Raw genomic sequence first — 19,329 nt, 5'->3', positions numbered from 1 at the left:
GCTCCCGTTTATGTAATACTGGTTTCACCGCTTGAAAATGCCGGTCTTGTCTTGGCCAGCGACTCAATGTAATCACAGATCTGATTGATTGTCCGGATATCCATGGCCCGTTTCTTTTCCTCCTGGGTCAGTTCGGAATCGAGCATTTTTTCGATCTTAAGGAGCAGCTCAATGGCATCGATACTGTCAAATCCGTGCTTTTCTCTGAGGTTATCATCCAATCCCGGATTTTCAATCTCAAATTCCTTTCGGAAAAAGGTGAGAATTTGCGTTATGATCTCATCACGTGTCATATGTGTTTCCAGGCACTCAAAAATATTGAATTTCTGCTGTATAAAAGCCGGTCATTGAGGGAATGTTTTCCAAAGATGTGCCGTCTTCGGATCAACAGCCACGGGCTTTCCCGATGAATTAAGGGCGCAATGCTTTGTAAATCCCGTGCAGATAATCCCCCCGGTTTCACAATGGGTGATTACATAATCGAAACGGAGCTTCACCCGCTCAAGCTCAGTCGGACGGGTATAAATAAACATGGGATCGTCATAATAGAGAGGCCCGTGGAACTGTATTCCCAGTTCGATAATGGGGTAAAAATATCCGCTCTCTTCTATTTCCCGGTATGGATATGCCGCATCACGCATCAGCGAGGTGCGACCGAATTCGAAGTAACGAAGATAATTGGCATGATAAACTACCGCCGAACGATCCGTATCTGCGTACAGCGTCCGCATTTGGCATTGATGCCAGACAAGACCGGTCTCGTTATCCCGGACATAACGGGCATCATTTCCCGATTTTTCTGGTCTGAACGGTCTCGGCTTCATGTTACACTCCCCTGAATAGTATGCAACAGTTTGTACCTCCGAACCCGAAGGCGTTTGACAGGGCGATTTCATGCCGTCTTCTTCGTGCCTCGTTGGGAACGAAGTCCAAATCGTCAAAATAAGGATCAGGGATATAATTAATCGTAGGGAGGATCACTCCTTGCTGCATTCCCTCGATGGTCAGTGCGTTTTCAATGGCGGCGGTGGCGCCAAGGGAATGACCGATCTGGGATTTGTTTGACGATATGGGAATATGCTTCAATCTGTCGCCGAAAACGGCGCGCAGACATTCGATTTCCGTACTGTCTCCCGTGGTCGTGGATGTTCCATGCGCATTGATATACTCCACATCATTCGGCTTTAATCCGGCATCGTCAATGGTTTCCAGGATCGCCCGGATGGCGGTAGGTTTGTTCGGTCTTGTAAAATGATGGGCATCGGACGTCCAACCTATGCCCATGACCTCAGCCTTTGCCGTGAGTCCGTAAGCCGAAATGGTCTCATCCGCGGCCAGAACGATCACTGCTGCCCCTTCAGAAACGACAAAACCCTTGCGGTCGATGCTGAATGGTCGGGACGCCTGGGAAGGATCGTCATGGGCCCGATCATGGGAATGTATCTTGATGGTGGCATTCATATTGGCAAAGCCATGAATAATCTCGGGTATAATAGGCATCTCCACGCCGCCGGCAAGTACAAAGTCGCAGTCTCCGTCCCGTATCATCCGTGCGCCGATGGCAACGGCATGGTTCCCCGAAGCGCATGCCCCCTGGGGAGAGAATATCGGACCGGTAAAGCCCAGAAGCATTCCCGCCTTGCCCGACGGCAGGTTGGCGCAGAGATTGGGAAGCAGGTAGGGGCTTACTTTCAACGACCCTCCTTTCCTCATATTTTCCATGGCGATACGGAAAGAGTCCGTCCCGTTTATAGCTGAACCAATAAGACAGGCCGTTCGGGGACCCGTTTCCTTGTTCATTTGGAGCCCGGAATTCTCCAGGGCTTCCTTGCAGACGGCCATAGTCAGAATGACAAAGGAAGCATTCCAGTTGTAAACTTCTTTTTCACTCGAGAAGTCGTAGTCCCTGGGATTCCAATCCGGGATCTCACCCACGACATTGCTGAGGGATTTAACATGACATCGGGTCACTTTACGGAATCCGGCCTCACCACTTACAGCCCGTTCCCAGGTCTGCCTAAATGTCTTTCCCAGGGGCGTCGCCGCGCCGTATCCGATGACAAAAACCCGTCTGTTTTTTGGTGCTTTCATACGTTCACATCACCCTATCCTGCGAAGGACAATGCAGGAATTACAGCCGCCGAATCCAAAGGCATTTTTTAACACGTGCTCCTGAGCAACCCTTCTCGCGCCTTCCGGTACGCAATCGATGGCGATTTCCGGATCAGGCATGTAATTAATCGTGGGGAGAACCGTGTCATTCAGCATGCCTTCCATCGCGAGGACGGTCTCAATGGCAGAAGACGCCCCCATGGCATGACCTGTCTGGGATTTGTTGGCCGATACCGGCGGTATATCACTGCCGAAGATATCTTTCAACGCATTCCCTTCAATCCTGTCACCGATCTTCGTCGATGTCCCATGGGCATTGACCGCGTCAATATCCCCCGGTTGCAGGCCGGAATGAACAATGCTCTCTGCAATGCATCGTCTGACCGTTTCAAGGTTCGGGGCTACAAAGTGATGGGCGTCGGATGTCATCGCCCAACCGGCCATTTCGATTCTGGGGGTAAGGCCATGGGTCTTCGCGAATGCCTCCCCGGCGATAACGATACAGCCTGCGCCTTCCGATACGACAAAGCCCCTCCTGTTAAGGGAGAAGGGGCGACTTGCCTTCTCCGGCGGTTCTTCCGGTTGACCTTCCTTCGGTCTGTACGCGCCGTTCATTGTGGCAAAACCGCCCAGAATGGGTTCAACAAGGGGGAAATCCACAGCGCCGCAGATGACCACATCGGCCATACCCTGTTCTATGAACATGGCCCCGATAATCATGGAGGTAGAACCCGTTGCACAGGCGGTAATGGTTGACGTTATCGGACCTGTCGCTCCGGTCATGATGGATATCTTTCCCCCAACCATATTGATACAGGAGTTTGCATTGGTAAAAGGATGAGGGAGTTTCCCTCCTGAAACCAACATTCTGTCTGCACGGATCATGGCATCGAGGCCGCCGACGGCAGAACTGAAGGTAATGGCCACCCTGGGAGAAATGTCATCCGTAATTTCGATCCCGCTTTTTACGAGCGCACGGTGGACAACCAGCATGGCATGACTGAAGACGGGCGATGACCACAGAGCCATATCACGGGATTTTAAAAAAGGATAGTCAGTGGTATCGATTTCCTTAACTTGGCCGGCTATTCTTACGGGGAACCCTTCACGAAGGGGAAAACGGGTCAGGACACCGATGCCACTTAAGCCGCGTGATGCTTGATCCCATTGGGTCTCCATATCGACACCCAGGGGCGATACTGCGTCATAACCCAATATTACCGGTCGAATTCTTTTCATCATGCGCTGCCTGGTTTTGGTCATAGGAGACGTCAGTGACGCTACCATGGTATGAAACGGTAAAGTTTGGCGAACATTTCATACACTTCAATCCAGTTTTGGAGATCCTTCGTCGAATTCAGATGCTCTCTTTTATTGACCATAACCCAGCTCATATGCGCAGCGCCGTCCTTGCAGGTCGAACAATCCCTCGTCGCAGAGGTGCAGCATCGGTGCATTGTTTTAAGATCCGAAGCCCATCGGATAAACCGGATGAGCCTTTTGGGCTGAGGATTCCTGTCATCCAACGGTTCCGTAACAGAAGGGCATTCCTTCCATCCGAATGTCCGCTTCATCATCATCCCCGTGGTGATAATTTCGTGGTAGTATCTGCAGGAAATGACGGCATTCGGGTATTTATCAAGCATATCGTCCATTTCAGCCCGAACGTCTCTCAGTTTCTCCTCCGTCCAAAAGTAACCATTCACGTTTTCATCATTCGTCAATAACTGTAAATGAACCTTCAACCCGACATCGGAAATCTTTCTGATTACGTGTTCTATCCGTCCAACCTGTTTCGGTGTAATCGTATAGAGGTAATAAGTATTCGGATCGCCTTCATAATTTTTACTGGATACGGCAAATGTATCTTTCCCCCTGAGCATCTTTTCGTCTTCCGCATCTCCCCATAGCGAGATACCCACCATCATATCGGGGAAGCGGTCTTTGGGAATCCTGATCAACCCGTTGGTTGCGCAATACGTCGGCAGTTGTGTGTAAAAGGCCTCGACCCGATCGAGGAACAGTGTCGGTTCTCCGCCGATTAATATGGCAAGATTGACGCCCCGTTCCTTTTCCCTTCGAACAAACTGGGGCCATTTTTCCGCATCCATTTCCTCGGGGGCAGCCTGATCTTCGTTGGAAGAAAAGAAAAAACAACCCTTGCAGCGCAAGTTGCATTGATTGGTCACATCATAGATGGAGCTGCGGATATTCAGACTGGATATCTTCCTGTAACGTTCATGCCATGTTTTATCCAGTAAGGAGCTGACGGTTTTCATAGAATTTTCCCTGTTTCACACACATGTCGATTGACGAAAAAATGGGGATGGGAATTCACTCCCTCCGTTCGTCACAATCACTGTCGGGGTGGCTCGATCATCTCATGGCAGAGATTATCGCCCTTGTCATAACCCTTCACCCATATGGCAAGGTAGGTATCAACATAGTCAAGCCATGATTTAAACGTATCCGGGTCGGTTACATGACGATACAGGCGTGCCGTAACAACGGCGCTGCCGGCGGCATAATGCCTGCATTCGCCGCAATCCGTGTCGGGAACACAGCAGGCCACGTCCCGATCCCAGGATAGATCCGCCCGGTATTGTCTGAAAGATCGCCCGAGACCGATGTCCGTCGAAGGATTCTTTCTCGGATATGAACATCCATAAAGCTCATGGAGGCCGTATTGATGGGTATGAGCAACAACATTGTAGGGGGAAAAAAGCACATTTTCCGGAGATCCGGTCAGAAGATCAAGCATGACTTCGCCTGTCCGGTTAAGGGACTCCCCATTATGCCGGAGCGAACCGGCATAGCCGACAGGAGATGAAAATACGTTAAAAGTGATTTTGCAATCATGCGCAACAATGGTGTTCATGACCTCATAGATTTCGTCTATATTATCCCGCGTAAAGGTATAGACGAACACGGCCCTCGGATCATCCCGATAATTGTCGATCTGTTTCAACAGCAGGTTTTTTGCCCTTCTCACTCGCAGGCTCGTTTCATCATTTCCCCAGACAGAGATATGAATCTTATAGCCGACTGCATCAGAAATGCGCTTGAAGCCATTCGTGGCTATGCACCCCAGGGGCATTTCATCGTAGCATACCTCCAGAAGCTGCGGGACCATGGATGGCTCGGCGCCGGCCAGAACGACATAGGTGATGCCTCTCGCCTTTTCCTCTTTCATCAGCTTCCGCCACGCCTCCGGATCGGAGTTTTCTTCGGCGAACTGCTTATCCCCTTCATAATAGTAACACCCGTCGCACCGGATATTGCAGCGGTTGGTCATATCATACGTCGATTCCCGGAGGAAAAAATATTTCCTCACCTTTTCCCAGCGCAGGCGTACCTCATCGTCGGCCAGCAGCTCGGAAAATTTCCATTTTCTTCTTTCGTCATCGCATCCAGGAATCATTATGACGTTCGTAGTATCCATGAATCTTTCAAGAAGGGTTCTTTTGGGTTCACGCAGTCTGTTTTTGCTCTATATATTCGGCAATCATGCGTATATTTCTGAGTTTGGGATAATCATCCTCGTCGATGGTTATACCGTATTCGTCCTGAAGCACAAGAACCACCGTGGCCAGGTCCATGCTGTCAACGCCAAGTTCATCCACCAGATCAAGATCGGGATCGAATGTTTCCGGCGTAATTTCTTCCAGCTTAAGCTCGAGGATGATAATTTCGGCAATACGAATTATCAGCGCCTTTTTATCCGTGCTCATGAGCATTCGCTATCCTCCCCCACATAGAATAAATCGTCACAACCATATCTTTAGGCTTTTTGAACATCATTATTACGGCAAACCGCGGCGTACGTGGAATCAGCCGTGACCCTAACTTTCCTCCTGCAGCGGTTCAGCCACAACGACACCCGTGCATGCCGTTTTTCCGTTCACCGTAACCAGAAAATGGTAGGAAAGATTGTTCTCCTGATGGGACAAAGGCAGGGATATGGTCAACGATTCGTCCGGCCTGACCGGCAGCCTGAACCTGACCCTCCTGATGCCCATTATCCTGATCTTTCTCCCTTTTTCGGATTCATGATGTGTGATGGCATCCTTCACCATGGACAAAATTGCAATACCGGGCAGAATCGGGTCATTGGGAAAATGGCCGGAAAACCATGGTGATCCTGTCGCTGCGCATGCCTCCGCCCAAACCTCACGATTTGAATTATCCCTTTTGTGCGCTATGCTGTGCCATGTTTCATCCATGCCGCTGCTATCACCATCCCATAAGCATCGGGGCAATCCGTGATCATTTGCCGTATGTTTAATTTTTTTAACTATCATTGATCCATCAGCATGTCAAAAATATTTTTAACATCCCGAATGGTCACGGGAATCGTATTGTACTAAAAATTATTTTTACGTCTTCCCGCCTAAAGACTGCGGGGACGTGTTTTCGTGAGGTCATCACCATTGATCCGGACCATCACCGGTCTTCCCAGAAGTTCGGCAAGGGGGATCACCTTTAAACCTTTGTTTTTCAAACCGGACAGAATCAAATCAATCTCATGCAGAAAGCCTTCCGTGTCTATCGATCCTTTCGGCCGGACATCGTGAAGAAGAATGATGTCATCCGGTTTTGCCTTTTTCAGTATTTTCCCGGACAAACCGCTAATACACCTGTTTCCGCAGTCAAAGGCCCGACAGGTGAAGGTCACACAGGTGAGCCCCTGTTGAGAAAGAACGTTGGCCAGTTTCGGGTTGGTGATGCCCACGGGCGGCCTGAAAGCAACAGGGGAAATGCCGAAGCGTTTCAACAATCTTTGTGTTGATTCGATTTCCCGATACAGTGTATCCGAACGGCGCAGCATCAAAAAAGGATCATGGCTGTATGAATGATTGCCGATCTCATGGCCGTGTTCAAGTATATCCGAGATGAGGTTGCCATATTCGGCGGCCCTCTCCCCGGTAACGAAGAAGGTGGCTTGTGCGGTGTGTCGTGCAAGCAGTTCCAAAAGCGGCCGGGTTGTTGCGGGATCGGGCCCGTCGTCGAATGTCAGGGACACCAGGGGTTTTCCTGTATGTCCTCGACTGACGACAGGCAAAAAGAAACCCCAGGAAGGGAAGAGCGGGGCCGCCGCGCAGAGAATAACAAAGAAAGAAAGGGGAATAACGGCCAACCTGACATGAACAAAGGACAGTGTGAACGCAAGCGCGATGGCGACATATCCGGTCACCGTCGCCGGAGAGACATATCCCGACCTTTGGCCATCATACTTCATCGGATTAATCGCTCCCACAGGGGGCCTACATGACCCCGTGCATGTAGCCTCGTGATAATTTTAAACATCTGCTGAGACCCGGAGCCGATAACCCAGTTGGTTCGACCACTGACATGGTCTTCCACAATATCCATAGCCTTCTTTCTATGCAGAGCCGGCGACCAGTAAAATACCGGTTCAAGAAGATTGCAGTGTGGTTCGATCTGTCCTTCCTCAAGGGCAAGGTCATACAGGGCAGTGTGAGGATAAATTCTTATTCCGTTAAAGACGAAGAAAACAGCTTTGTCCAGGCCGTCTGTTTTGGTTAGGGTTTCCTTCAGCGTGTCTTCATTTTCTCCCGGACCTCCCGGCATGAGATAATGGGCTACATGCAGACCTGCGGCGAGGGCCATTCTGTGTGAGGCAAAGACATCGTCAGTGTGAAAAGGTTTTCCGTATGAATCGAGTACCGGATCTGAGAGGGCTTCCGTGCCGAATTCCACATGCATCAGCCCCGCATCGGCAAGAATACAATAATAATCCGGAGGGGGAGCCGTGGGGGTAAAAAAGCCGCCCCAGGGAATGGAAACGCCCGCTTTCTTGAGCGCCGCTGCAACTGCCAGGCTGTGTTCATAACTGCCGTTAAACGTCGAATCCGTCATATAGAGATATCTGGCGCCTGCATCCTGAAGCATTCTCGCTGTATCGGCGACTTCTCCCGGCTCCGCGAAGCGGAACCGCTTACCCTCTATATGGGGATAGGTACAATAGATACACTTGAAAGGACAACCCCTTTTCGTCTGCAGGTTGAGCATGCCGCCCCTTTTCAGGTAGAAAGACGTATAGGAATGATCGGGAAAAACGCCGCGCCCGAATGACCGGGACCAGGGCTCCGTAAGCGTAACAGGACTGGTTTTAGTAACAATACCGGGGATACCGGAAACATCTTCATTCTTTTCAAGGGCTTGCAGGAGAAGTTGGAGCCGCTCCCCCTCGCCCATGATGCCAAAATCGGCATCAAGCCTGTTCATAAATTCATCGGGAAGGATGGTAAATCCACTCCCCCCCAGGACGATCAATCCCTCTGAATTTTGCCGAATGGTACCGATTAATTCCCGGATTTCCCCTATAAATGTTTTCACATTGGTCTGATCGGTATTATCGATGTTTCTGATGGACAGCCCTATAATATCGGGTTGATACTGTGAAAGAACCACGGCCAGAGCATTTCCGTCCTTAAGTTCATTCATGTCGATTATTTTTACCTGATGCGGCGGTGATATGGCATTCATCACATAATCAAGGCCGATGGGATACACCGGATAGGGTTCGGTCATGGTGTTTGTCGATACGAGCAATACTTTCACAGGAAATCCCCCATAACCTCCCGGCCGAATTGTTCGTGACCGATAAGGTTTCTGACGGTTTGAAATGATCCCAGCATTGTTCCCATAATCCCCGGCGCCAGGCTGTTCTGACCGGCAAGAAACAATCCCCCGATGGACGTGCGTTTCAAAGAAGCCGTCTTCATCAGTTGTTTTGCTGAACGGAGTATCCCGTAGGCCGAACCGTCCGGAGAGTTAACACGGTCTCTGATGGTCAGCGGAGTATAGATATCCAGTATTTTCATCCCCCTGAGAGGTCCGAATAACTGTGCAGCGCAGCCGATGAATTGTTGGGCTTTCTCTTCCTTTGCCTCCACATAATCACGGCCTCGGCGTCCCGATGTTGTTCCTTCCCACTTCCGCCATTCCTCAATGCCGCTTGTCGTCATCATGGATAAAATATTTATTCCCGGTTGTCCGCTGTTCAGCAATTGATGGAATATCCCGTGGGATAGTGTACCGTCTTCTCCCGCATAGAGCCGGTAGATGTTGTAGGGTAAAGCCTTATGTGCATCGGCATCGACGGCAACATTGACGGCAAAGATGCCTTTCGTATTTTCGAGTTGCGTGACTCTCTCGGCAAATGCAGGCCGGAGAGCGTCGCCCGGCAGCATGGCTAAGAGTGTCCGTGGATGAACGGCGGCGATGACGTCCGCCGCCTCAAGGACGCGGCCTGACCGTAAAACGACGCCTTTCACCAGTCCCGATTCGACCAGAATCCTTTCAACGCCGTCTCCCGTTATGACATTACCGCCCAGTGATTTGAGACGGGATACAAACGCATCTGCCATTTCGGAACCGCTGCAGGCCAAGCGCCAGGAGGACAGGAGATAGGATGCCAGGGTCATATAATAATAAAAAACAGGACATTCAAGCAAAGGAACCCCGATCAGGGTTGAAGGAACAGCCAGGACAGAGAGCAGGCGGGCGGAACAACCCATACGCAGGAGGTATTCCCCCATAGAACCAAAGCTCTCCGGCGAAAGAAACGTCGTCTCCGGGGACATCAGCATATCGAGCGAGGACAAGGAACGGGATATTTGCCTCAGATCGGCCATGATCGTCGTAATCCGGCTGTGATCCAGGGGAAAGGCCTGCCTCAGGTTGTCTTCGAAGGCATCGATGCCGGGAGGAAGATCGAAGGCAAACTCATCGAAAATATAACGATCTATGACACCGTTTATACCCATACGTTCGATAGGTATCAAAGGGGTGACACCGAGATAATCCCACAGCCTTCGGAGGGGCTGCCCCCTGTCAAGCGATCCCATGTAATGCACGCCCACAGGGCACTCAATGCCCGATCGGACATAGCTGCGCATCAATCCGCCCGGCAGCGCATTTCTTTCCACGACCGTGACCCGGTGATGAAGTTTCGACAGAATGATGCCGGCAGTCAAACCTCCGACGCCGGAACCGATGATCAGGACATTTCCCGCTCCCTGATTTTCCTGCATCATGGCCTTATCTCCACCGCCGTGATATAATTGCCGAATCCCATGACAAGAATCCCTCGCCCCCGCAATGGCAATGAGTCCCGGTAGCAGACATTCGGGGGTATTTCACCGGCTTGTACGAACGATACCGCCAGAACCGTCGCGACCGCCGAGGCCGAGGCATACTCACCTATGAACTGCCGATAATCGATAACGGGATGGGGGTATCCCGTCATGGACAGGAACTCATCCAGTTGCCCCTTTCCTTTTTCCTTCTGTGCGGCGGGAATCCCCGCGAGGATGGCCCCGAATTGATCTCTGATCCTTTTGTCTCCCCCCAGTTCACGAATCAGTGACGGGATGATCTGCCCGCTGTCGCCGGAATAAGCCATAAATGAAGGGTATATCTGTAATGGTGATGGTGACATCGCCGGTTTGAGATACAGGGCGCCTCCCCCGTCTGAAGGCATTCCGGCCAGCGCCACAGACGCGTCGAAGAGAGGAGACAAAGTTTCATGATATTCATCAGCACCGATCACAAGAATCGGATCATCGCCCTGATGGATGAGAAGGCTTGCACTGATCAGTGCCTGCTCGAAGGCACAATCGCTGCCCGTGGTGGTTATGTTCGGTCCTGTGGCATTGAAATGGATGGCGACATGACCCGCGGAGGCGTTGTGGACGGATCCGATGAAATCTGTCGGGCTGGTAAATCGCTCATCCGACTCGAAGAGTTTTGTCAGAAAGTCATAGGTCTCAGAAAGACCGCCCCAGCCGGTTCCGAGAAAAACAGATGCCGGGGGGCCTGCTGTTGTATCTTTGCAGGCTGAAATGGCCAGCGACATGACCATTCGGGGAAGACGTTTCAGGCGGCGGACGTATTTCTCGGAGAGATGACTCATTATATCGGAAGAAGGGGCAACTCCTTTTATTTCCGAGCTATTACCCATGCGTTCAATAGTCCGTTTTGCATCACCGGCCCCGGTGACACAGGCGCTTCCCAAAACGGTAAACGACACAGGCCAAACGTCACGAATCGACGTCTGGGCGTCTTTTCTCCGTTTCGGATGGCCTACGGCGACGACGGCATTGTTACCGCCGAAACCGAACGAATTGGCAAGGGCCACGTTTACATCCACCTCCATTGGTTCACTGACAGGGGTCAGGTTCAATGCGGGATCGGGATCATGAAAGCCGGTATTGGCGGGTATGATGCCGTTCAATATGCTTAAAACAGACACAACGGCGCCCATCGCCCCGGCTGCCGCAAGGGAATGACCCACGGAGCCCTTCATGGAAGACACGGGCGGGATAGGCCGATCACCGAACAGGGCGTGTATGGCCCTTGCTTCGGCAAGATCGTTATCGACGGTTCCCGTACCATGGAGATGGATATAATCGATATCCGAAGGTGAAATGCAGGCGTCTGCAAGCGCGCTGTTCATGGCTCGCAAGGCGCCTTCGCCTTCGGGATGGGGTGTAGCGGGATGATAGGCGTCGCAGGATAAACCGACCCCGATCAGCTCGGCAATAGCATTATCAGGCGGGGCTGTGGCGGCAGTCAAGAGCAGCATGGCCGCCCCTTCACCTACAGACATTCCGCGTCTGTTTCTGTCGAAAGGATGTGCGCCCGTTTCATCAACCAGTTGAAGGGCGTGAAAACCGTAATAGGTCAATCGGCAGAGGGCATCGGCGCCGCCTGCCAGGACATGCTTCGCCTTGCCGCTTCGAAGCATTTCAAGGGCGATTTTCAGGGCCACGGCGCCCGAAGAGCATGCCGTCGATACCGTCATAACCGGTCCCCGGCACCCCACATGACGGGCGATATACTCCGCAACGGAACCGGTTGAGTGGTAACCGTACTGTTTTGGATCGACATCGCCTCTCTTTAGGAGTTCCTCCGTGACGGGCATCCCTCCCGTTGTCACGCCGATAACAATGGCATCCGGCGCCCTGTTTGCGTTTTTCATCGTCTCTTCGGCGGCAATAAGGGCAAGTGCATGGGTTCGTGGTACATTCTCTGCGAATGAAAGAGAATCGATCTCACCGACAGGCAAAGGCGGCAGTTGACCCGTCGGGAAAAGGCTAAGCGGTTTGATTCCCCGTGCGGCTTTTCTGATGGCGTCGATCGTATCGCATATACCCTGACCGACAGGGCTTATGATACCCATCGATGTAATAAAAATACGTGTGCCATTCAATTATTTTTCTCCGACCGGTAATGGTGGACATAATCCGCCAAGGCCGCAAGCGTTGCAAAGACCTTAACGCCGATATCTCTGCTGTCAATTTTTACGCCATAATCTTTTTCAAGCATCATGACCAGTTCCAGGACATCGATGGAATCAAGCCCAAGATCGCCTCCGACGAGCTGGGCATTCTCGTCGATATCTGCCGGAGAAACGTCAATGAGGTTCAGTGTCTCGATGATTTTTACTTTCAGTTCATTTATCAATTCATTCATTTCATTTCCTTATGGCTTGATTATGGAAAACCGAGGGCAGGCCAGTTGATGACGTAACTGATCAGAATGAGATATAAACCGGTTATAACCCATGCCGTCGGCTGTTTCGTATATACACGAAGATAACATCCAACCGCAATGGTTTTTCTGGAAATATCCTGACGGGTAAGAAAATAATTGATTGGTCATTCCTACGGAAGGGAAAAAGGGGACAGGAGACGGGATTGAAGAAGTGAAAGTATTTCATTCCGGTTCTTTAGATTTCCGCATGCAAGCTCACCAACTATAAAAGGATGGCATACCACCTCCCCGTTATTGAGCAGATTCGCAAGCTCGGTGTTCCCCTCTCGAAAATGGGAGACCCACACGTATGTATCGACAATGACCATTTTTAAACTGTGACCTTCCTTCGCGGTATCGCTTTCAACCCTTTCTCCGTGCCGCCCAATTTTGCGAGTCTTTTAGCGCTTTCTCTGGCGATCAATGCCTCCAAACCGAGCTTGACCAACATGGTTTTCTCCTTAATTCCCGTTAGCTTGGACGCTTTATCAACCAAGTGGTCTTCGATGTTTAATGTTGTTCTCATATTTTCACCCCCTGGGAGAGAGTTCATATGCCCATGTATGCATAAGCCATGCATACATGTCAATGGGAAGTGTCCCTATTTTCTACCCTGAACCCTCTCATAATAATCCCCCCTGTTATGCTCGTTCCTTGGCCTTTCGACAGGCCGTCATTTTATCTCTTTTCCCCACGGCATAAACAGTGAGGGTGTTTGTTTCATCGTCAACGGCATAGACCAGACGCAGCCCCACGGCACGGAGCTTAATCTTGTACGTATTTACCAACTCACTGACCTTGTCCACCTCAACCTTCGGATTTTCAAGACGTTTAGAAAGTTTCTTTTTGAATTGTTCCCTTATCGGCCTGTCCAGCTTACCCCATTCCTTGAGAGCGGATTCCTTGAATTCAAGGTTATAACTCATTGAGAGGCACCCGGATGGTCTTTTCCTTTTTCCGCTCCTTGACAATCCTTGCGATTTCCAGATCGTCCAGTTTTTCCAGCATTGCCTCAAACGTATCCGCCGGAACAATATATGCGGAAGGCCTGTTGTGATTCAGTATAGCCACAGGCGCCCCCTCAGCCTCCCTGATAATTGCCGAAGGGTTTTTTTTCAGGTCCGTGATACTGACAGACGATTTTGCCAGGAGATAATCCATGTATGTGCCTCCAATATAAAACCATTATTTGATGCTCAATATAGGTTATTTTAAACGAGGCGTCAAAAAAATTCCTTTAGCACGTGCCGCCTCCGTCCCGGAGAGCCGGCATCTGCATTTCCCGATCTACTCCCCAATATCCTCGAAATTCCCGTGCCAGACGTTGAACTCCTCGCCCACCCTCCAGCTCTGTACGTCGGGGCGAGCATCAAGCCATGCCGTAATTTTCTTCAGCCTTGCGTCAGGATCGCCCGAACGACGGCCAAGCTCAACAACCACGTCAAGCCTGTCATTACTGCCGCCGCCTCCACAGTAGCATCCGGCCGCTTCAACGGCTTGTACGATAAAGTCCTCAAAAAACTCGTCGAATTCGTCCTTTCGATTTCGGGTAACGATGAGTTGCCGCCCCCATTCAGTGAACTCGCCATAATGTTTCTTCTTGCGGAGTCGCTTATTCATCTCTTCATCTTTCGGATCGAAGATCTTCAGCGGCACGGATTTATCCGCGTCCGGCTGAAAGAGCCTTATTATGCTTTGTATTTGTTGTCCGGAAGTTCTAACAAGCGGACATCTTCAAGATCGGTGGTTCTACCTGCTGCTTTTTTTGATGCCACTAAATCCTCCAGGCAAACAATATAAAACTCCTGTCCCTGATAATTTATTATTTGCTTACGCTTCCATGCATCCTCGAAAATTAACCCTGGGGTCTTTATTTGTACGTCGATACGCACTCGATCTTTGAAGATGGTTATTTCGTTCGAAAGGATTTCGTCTTTATTCGTTAGTGAGGCTGTACCCAGACCGGCATCCAAAAGGGCGTCTAGTAAACGGCGGGCATTTTCTTCGCTGGCTTCAATGAGGATATCTAAATCAAATGTGGCTCTTGGGACTCCGTATAAAACGGCTGCGATACCTCCTATCACGAGGTATTTCACATCAAATTTTTGAAAGGACTCGAATACGTCTATTAAACGGTTGATCATCTTTCTTTTCCAAAATATCAGGATTCAATGCCAAGGCTAAATCTGTAAAACAGCACAGCAATTCCATCCTTTCCTCTATGGATAATGATCGGAACCATTCGACCTTGGCTTCAATAGATTCATCATCGCGATTGTGAGATATTTTTGTATTCATATTGATTATTTACTATAGATTAATCTATTTTTCAATGCATAACAATTGAAGTCAGTTGCGCGGGTCAGTTCGTCGCCTGGTCGGTGACTACTCATCCTCGGGGAAGGCATTATAATAGTCGTCGCAGAGCATGTCGTGATAGCCCCACCCAATTTTTGAAGATGAAGTCATGATTGCTTCCAGCCTGCCTTTGAATTCGCCCTGTTGCTCTTCCGTAAGGCTGAGGACTTTGTCTATAGCCCGTCGGTACATTCGGTTCAGGGCGTCATAAAAGACCTCATTTATGTCGCCAAAATCCACTGTGAACTTGTTTCCGCACTCTACAAAGAAGGTCATCAATTCCGCTTCGCCGAGGGGGTCTCCCACAGCCTTCGAATAGCTACTGATAGCTTTCTTAGCTTTGGAGACTTCAATTGGTTTGTTGGTGTAAACGTCCGGGTACATGCAGGTACTTATCGTCTTCTTGTATGGGGTGAGCGTGTCGCCGCCAACAGCGAACCGGGCATGCAGAAATGCCTGGTTTTCCTTGGATAAGAAATAAAGGTCCGAGACCAGTTTGATTAATTGCTTCTCTCCCAGGCTGGCCACTGCTGCCTTCACATCTGACCAAGCCTGACTATTGGATTTTTGCTTTGCTCCCAAAATCATTCTCCTTTATTCTTCACCCAACGGGGAGCCGAGGCGCACGGCTGTCCGCGACGCCTCCAGCCGATTGTACGGAATTCAGGGGACATAATACACAATATCTACATGTCAATGGGAATAGGTATTATGTCCGCGGTACCCCACGGAACCCCGCCCGGTGCGGACCCGCATGCCGGGTGGTGTGGGGACTGGGGGAGAAAATCTTCCGGTTACCCGCTTATATTTTCCCTTTGTATTCCTTGAATCCCGCCAGCAATTGCCGGAATGAAGTTGGCTTGTATTTTTCAAAACTTTCTTCGTCCACGTAAACGAAGTCGTACTCCACGTCTGTCTGCACCCGGTTGATGTCTTCGCACCATTGCCGCAGCCGCGCCATCTTCAGCGGCACATCCAAATCTTCCCGCCCTTTGGTTTCGACAATGGTAATCCGCTTATCGGACAGCTTGACCATAAAATCCGGGTAGTAGTTGGAAATGTCGCCGTCCGTGTTCACATAGTCAAGCTTGAAATGCACGGCCATTATTTGTCCTTTCTTTCAGCTTCGGGTCGATCAGCTCCGCTCCGGTTTCCGCTTCGTTCATGGGTTGTAATCTCCAATTTTCCAAACACCTTTTTCACGGAAAGCCGGAATCGTCTGTCGGTGGGCGGCGTTAAGCAAGGTGTTGATTGATTTCTGGCTTTTTTTCGCGCAATCGGTAAGCGTGGTTATCTTTTCGCTGCGTAGATAGGTAATTCTTTTGTGCAGCGATTCCATGAGAGCGAGAGTAACCATCTTCTCCATTGGTTTGGCATTGTTTGCAGCGCGATATTCATTGAACGAGGCATAATAAAGCCGCTTCTCTTTATCCCGGATGATGATGTCGGGGAAACCCAGGCGCCTGAGCTGGAAATTGATAATTACGCGACCTATTCTGCCGTTGCCGTCGCAAAACGGATGGATCGTTTCGAAATCAAGATGGAATTTGGCGATCTTATCGGTAAAGTAATTGGTGTGGTCGGCGGCATATTCCCGCAGAATTGTTTCCATCATGGGTACCACCTGTTCCGGCGCCGGTGCAATATGGGTTCCCACACGAACATATTCGCCCGTGGTGCGGAAACGCCCGGCAATCTCATCGTTGATATTGCCGATCAGCATTCTGTGCAGAAGCTGAATCATCTCCGAGGAAAGCTCCGCTGTCTGCTCTTTGCTTCGGGTATATTCCATCACCCGGGCGAGGTTTTTTGCTTCAAAAACTTCCCGCACCGATACCCGACGGGAAACTTCCATCTCCAGCAGAATGCGCTCCGTCTCCTTGAGCGTCAGCGTTGAATTCTCGATGGCGTTGGAATTGAAAACGCTTTCTGGAAGCTCGGCTTCATCAATAATTGTCAGTAAAGATTCTTTGCCCTGGGCAAGCCGGTCGTATTCGGCCTTAAGGTCTTTGAGAACGTTTTTTGCGGGATTCGTTGTTGCCATAGATAAACCATACATGATTAACGGGTATTTGTCAATATATCGTTAATTTACAACTAAACAGGCGGCAATTAACGTATTTTATGAGACCGTTTCCTTTATTTGTCATCGCTTTTCTTCTTTGCAGGCGTCTCAGCCTTGCCGAGTCGCTTGCGCTGTTTGGTCTCGATCATTTTGTTGACGTCAACGAAATGATCCTCAGTACAATGCCCGCCGCTTGCGGCGAATGAAATATAACTTCCGGAGATACCCCGCTGCTTGCGGCGGGGTCGTTCATTGCCTCTACCTTAATTTCAGTACCCCAGCCTTTTTGCATTATTAAGAGCCTTGTCTTTCCATTCCCCTGAATAGTCAGACCTCACAAATGTATCATATGCCATCCTGTAATACCTCCCTGCCATGTCACGTTGACCCTGTTTTTCGTATAGCACAGCCATGTTCATCATGAGACCGGCATAATCGGCGGTATTCTGTAACCCCAGCCCGTCGCTTATGGTTTGGGTGTTCAGGTAGTATTCCAGCGCACGGTCACGTTGACCCTGTTTTTCGTATAGCGTAGCCATGTTATTCATGAGACCGGCATAACCGGCAGTATTCTGTAACCCCAACCTGTCCCTTATGGTTTGAGAATTTAGGTAGTAGTCCAACGCACGGTCAAGCTGGCCCTTGCTCTTGTGAACATTGCCGATGCTCATCATAAGACTGGCATAACCGGCAGTATTCTGTAACCCGAGCCTGTCCTCAAGGGATTTGTCTTTCAGGTAGTATTCCAGCGCACGGTCAAGCTGGCCCTTGCTCTTGTAAACAATGCCGATGTTATTCATGAGACCGGCATAATCGGCGATATTCTTCAGTCCCAGCCTGTCATAAATGGATTGGGAGTTTAGGTAGTATTCCAACGCACGATCAAGTTGACTCTTATCCTGGTAAACAGTGCCGATGTTATTCATGAGCAAGGCATAATTGGCGATATTCTTCAATCCCAGCCTGTCATAAATGGATTGGGAGTTTAGGTAGTATTCCAGTGCACGGTCAAGTTGGCTCTTGTCCTTGTAAACATTGCCGATATTCATCATGAGACCGGCATAATCGGCGGTATTCTGTAACCCCAGCCCGTCCCTTATGGTTTGGGAGTTCAGGTAGTATTCCAGCGCATGGTCAAGATGGCCCTTCTTCCAGTATACAATGCCGATGTTCATCATGAGCAAGGCATAACCTGAAGATTTGGTTTCATTGCGGCCCTTAAAGATTCTCCCGGCCCTCTCAAGATATCCGAGGGCTTCACTGAAGAGGTTTAGTGTACTCCCCGCAGTAAAACCTGCTTCCATCAATGCATCGGTGTAGTTAGGGTCAATATCGAGAGCCTTCTTGAAATTGGTAAGCGCCTCTTTAGGGTTGGTATCCTGAACCTCTAAGCCTTTTGCATACCACTCATAGGCGGTTAATTTGGGTTTGGGTTTCTCCTCTATCTTCATCCTGTCTTGTTCGGTAAGTTTTACAGGTCTAATGTCGGCTATGGTGATTTTCTCTGTCTCACCCATCAAGGTAAATACCACCTTATCCTGTACGTCAAAGATAGCATTTAGGGTGCCGTCTATCTTGGTGGAGCTTTCTACCTTGCCTGTCTCTACATTTACAAGTCTCGCATGTACCCTTATGCGGCTACCTGATACGAGATAGCTTCCCGTGAAGATAACATTGGCACCCGTGAGCTTGCCGAGTTTCATCATCCTGTCTTCTTCTACAAGACCGGAGAAGATGAACTTCATCTCTTCAAGGATCTTCTTCCTGTCTTGATTGGAGACAACACTGATATTTTGAATACGCGTGAGGTCAGTTATGACGGTATCTGTCATACCTGCTGATATCCAGGAGTATTCCTTATCCCCTGTATTCTCAAAGGGGTGTACCAGTATGTTCATCTGTTTCGCAGTGCATGGGGTGGTGAATAAAAAGAAAAAGAGGATAAAGGTAAATGTTATTAAGAAAAACGTCTTTTTCATCGTACCCCCTTGTTTTTAAAATATAACCCTATCCTTACCTAAAAAGCAGGGCAATTCAAGGGAAATTACCCGACAGCATAATCTGGAGCATAATCTGGGGGAATAATACACATTATTTCAAAACGATGGTAAAAGTTAAAATTAATCTGCATAATTAATCTATATTATGTCCCCGGAATTTTCCCTATTGAGTTGCACGATTTGTTAAACAGCTTTTTTTATTTCCCGTTTTCGTATTATTCAGGATTAAGT

21 protein-coding genes and 2 pseudogenes are annotated in these 19,329 nt (G+C 49.6%); all 23 read right to left on the bottom strand.

Annotated elements, in window-relative coordinates:
• Nucleotides 1–8: 8 nt before the first annotated feature.
• Nucleotides 9–293, bottom strand: coding sequence for a phosphopantetheine-binding protein (locus tag NTW12_06240; GenBank protein MCX5845941.1), 285 nt, complete (start codon nt 291–293; stop codon nt 9–11).
• Between the two features lie 51 nt (nt 294–344).
• Nucleotides 345–824 carry a thioesterase family protein gene (locus NTW12_06235; protein MCX5845940.1) on the bottom strand — a complete coding sequence of 160 codons (480 nt, stop codon included), beginning with the start codon at nt 822–824 and terminating at the stop codon, nt 345–347.
• Between the two features lies 1 nt (nt 825).
• Nucleotides 826–2,091, bottom strand: coding sequence for a beta-ketoacyl-[acyl-carrier-protein] synthase family protein (locus NTW12_06230; GenBank protein ID MCX5845939.1), 1,266 nt, complete (start codon nt 2,089–2,091; stop codon nt 826–828).
• Between the two features lie 9 nt (nt 2,092–2,100).
• Nucleotides 2,101–3,354 carry a beta-ketoacyl-[acyl-carrier-protein] synthase family protein gene (locus NTW12_06225; GenBank protein ID MCX5845938.1) on the bottom strand — a complete coding sequence of 418 codons (1,254 nt, stop codon included), beginning with the start codon at nt 3,352–3,354 and terminating at the stop codon, nt 2,101–2,103.
• Between the two features lie 38 nt (nt 3,355–3,392).
• Nucleotides 3,393–4,391 carry a radical SAM protein gene (locus tag NTW12_06220; GenBank protein MCX5845937.1) on the bottom strand — a complete coding sequence of 333 codons (999 nt, stop codon included), beginning with the start codon at nt 4,389–4,391 and terminating at the stop codon, nt 3,393–3,395.
• A 77-nt stretch (nt 4,392–4,468) separates the two neighbouring features.
• Nucleotides 4,469–5,554, bottom strand: a complete 1,086-nt coding sequence (locus NTW12_06215; GenBank protein ID MCX5845936.1) for a radical SAM protein — start codon at nt 5,552–5,554, stop codon at nt 4,469–4,471.
• Between the two features lie 28 nt (nt 5,555–5,582).
• Nucleotides 5,583–5,843: a phosphopantetheine-binding protein gene (locus tag NTW12_06210; GenBank protein ID MCX5845935.1), complete on the bottom strand. Its 261-nt coding sequence runs from the start codon at nt 5,841–5,843 to the stop codon at nt 5,583–5,585.
• A 111-nt stretch (nt 5,844–5,954) separates the two neighbouring features.
• Nucleotides 5,955–6,413, bottom strand: a complete 459-nt coding sequence (locus tag NTW12_06205; protein MCX5845934.1) for a hypothetical protein — start codon at nt 6,411–6,413, stop codon at nt 5,955–5,957.
• Between the two features lie 89 nt (nt 6,414–6,502).
• Entirely contained in the window at nt 6,503–7,351 is an 849-nt protein-coding gene (locus NTW12_06200; GenBank protein MCX5845933.1) for a polysaccharide deacetylase family protein, read from the bottom strand.
• A complete protein-coding gene (locus NTW12_06195) occupies nt 7,348–8,697 on the bottom strand; it encodes a radical SAM protein (GenBank protein ID MCX5845932.1) in 1,350 nt (449 codons plus the stop codon). Before NTW12_06195 ends, NTW12_06200 begins: the two co-directional genes overlap by 4 nt.
• Nucleotides 8,694–10,175 carry an NAD(P)/FAD-dependent oxidoreductase gene (locus NTW12_06190; protein ID MCX5845931.1) on the bottom strand — a complete coding sequence of 494 codons (1,482 nt, stop codon included), beginning with the start codon at nt 10,173–10,175 and terminating at the stop codon, nt 8,694–8,696. Before NTW12_06190 ends, NTW12_06195 begins: the two co-directional genes overlap by 4 nt.
• The gene (locus NTW12_06185) at nt 10,172–12,352 is read right to left on the bottom strand and encodes a beta-ketoacyl-[acyl-carrier-protein] synthase family protein (GenBank protein MCX5845930.1); all 2,181 of its coding nucleotides are present in this window, start codon (nt 12,350–12,352) and stop codon (nt 10,172–10,174) included. The genes NTW12_06190 and NTW12_06185 overlap by 4 nt, the downstream gene beginning before the upstream one ends.
• Nucleotides 12,349–12,615 carry a phosphopantetheine-binding protein gene (locus NTW12_06180; GenBank protein MCX5845929.1) on the bottom strand — a complete coding sequence of 89 codons (267 nt, stop codon included), beginning with the start codon at nt 12,613–12,615 and terminating at the stop codon, nt 12,349–12,351. Before NTW12_06180 ends, NTW12_06185 begins: the two co-directional genes overlap by 4 nt.
• A gap of 224 nt (nt 12,616–12,839) precedes the next feature.
• Nucleotides 12,840–13,004, bottom strand: a pseudogene (locus NTW12_06175) (VapC toxin family PIN domain ribonuclease).
• A 2-nt stretch (nt 13,005–13,006) separates the two neighbouring features.
• Nucleotides 13,007–13,201: a type II toxin-antitoxin system VapB family antitoxin gene (locus NTW12_06170; protein MCX5845928.1), complete on the bottom strand. Its 195-nt coding sequence runs from the start codon at nt 13,199–13,201 to the stop codon at nt 13,007–13,009.
• Between the two features lie 115 nt (nt 13,202–13,316).
• Nucleotides 13,317–13,601: a type II toxin-antitoxin system RelE/ParE family toxin gene (locus tag NTW12_06165; GenBank protein MCX5845927.1), complete on the bottom strand. Its 285-nt coding sequence runs from the start codon at nt 13,599–13,601 to the stop codon at nt 13,317–13,319.
• On the bottom strand, nt 13,591–13,836 hold the full coding sequence (locus NTW12_06160; protein ID MCX5845926.1) for a type II toxin-antitoxin system prevent-host-death family antitoxin: 246 nt from the start codon (nt 13,834–13,836) through the stop codon (nt 13,591–13,593). The genes NTW12_06165 and NTW12_06160 overlap by 11 nt, the downstream gene beginning before the upstream one ends.
• A gap of 126 nt (nt 13,837–13,962) precedes the next feature.
• Nucleotides 13,963–14,331, bottom strand: coding sequence for a 50S ribosome-binding protein YggL (locus NTW12_06155; protein ID MCX5845925.1), 369 nt, complete (start codon nt 14,329–14,331; stop codon nt 13,963–13,965).
• A 32-nt stretch (nt 14,332–14,363) separates the two neighbouring features.
• Complete coding sequence (locus NTW12_06150) at nt 14,364–14,819, bottom strand: hypothetical protein (GenBank protein MCX5845924.1); 456 nt, start codon at nt 14,817–14,819, stop codon at nt 14,364–14,366.
• Nucleotides 14,820–15,060: 241 nt separating this feature from the next.
• Nucleotides 15,061–15,615, bottom strand: a complete 555-nt coding sequence (locus tag NTW12_06145; protein ID MCX5845923.1) for a hypothetical protein — start codon at nt 15,613–15,615, stop codon at nt 15,061–15,063.
• A 220-nt stretch (nt 15,616–15,835) separates the two neighbouring features.
• A pseudogene (locus NTW12_06140) lies at nt 15,836–16,138 on the bottom strand (type III restriction endonuclease subunit R).
• Between the two features lie 57 nt (nt 16,139–16,195).
• Nucleotides 16,196–17,077 (bottom strand): Fic family protein, encoded by an 882-nt coding sequence (locus tag NTW12_06135; protein MCX5845922.1) that lies wholly within the window; start codon nt 17,075–17,077, stop codon nt 16,196–16,198.
• Nucleotides 17,078–17,367: 290 nt separating this feature from the next.
• The gene (locus tag NTW12_06130) at nt 17,368–19,077 is read right to left on the bottom strand and encodes a tetratricopeptide repeat protein (protein MCX5845921.1); all 1,710 of its coding nucleotides are present in this window, start codon (nt 19,075–19,077) and stop codon (nt 17,368–17,370) included.
• Between the last annotated feature and the right edge of the window lie 252 nt (nt 19,078–19,329).

This window comes from Deltaproteobacteria bacterium (assembly GCA_026388545.1).
Taxonomy (GTDB): Bacteria; Desulfobacterota; Syntrophia; order Syntrophales; family UBA2185; genus JAPLJS01.
The sequence above is the reverse complement of the archived record's forward strand: the minus strand, read 5'-3'. Positions and strand labels throughout refer to the sequence as shown.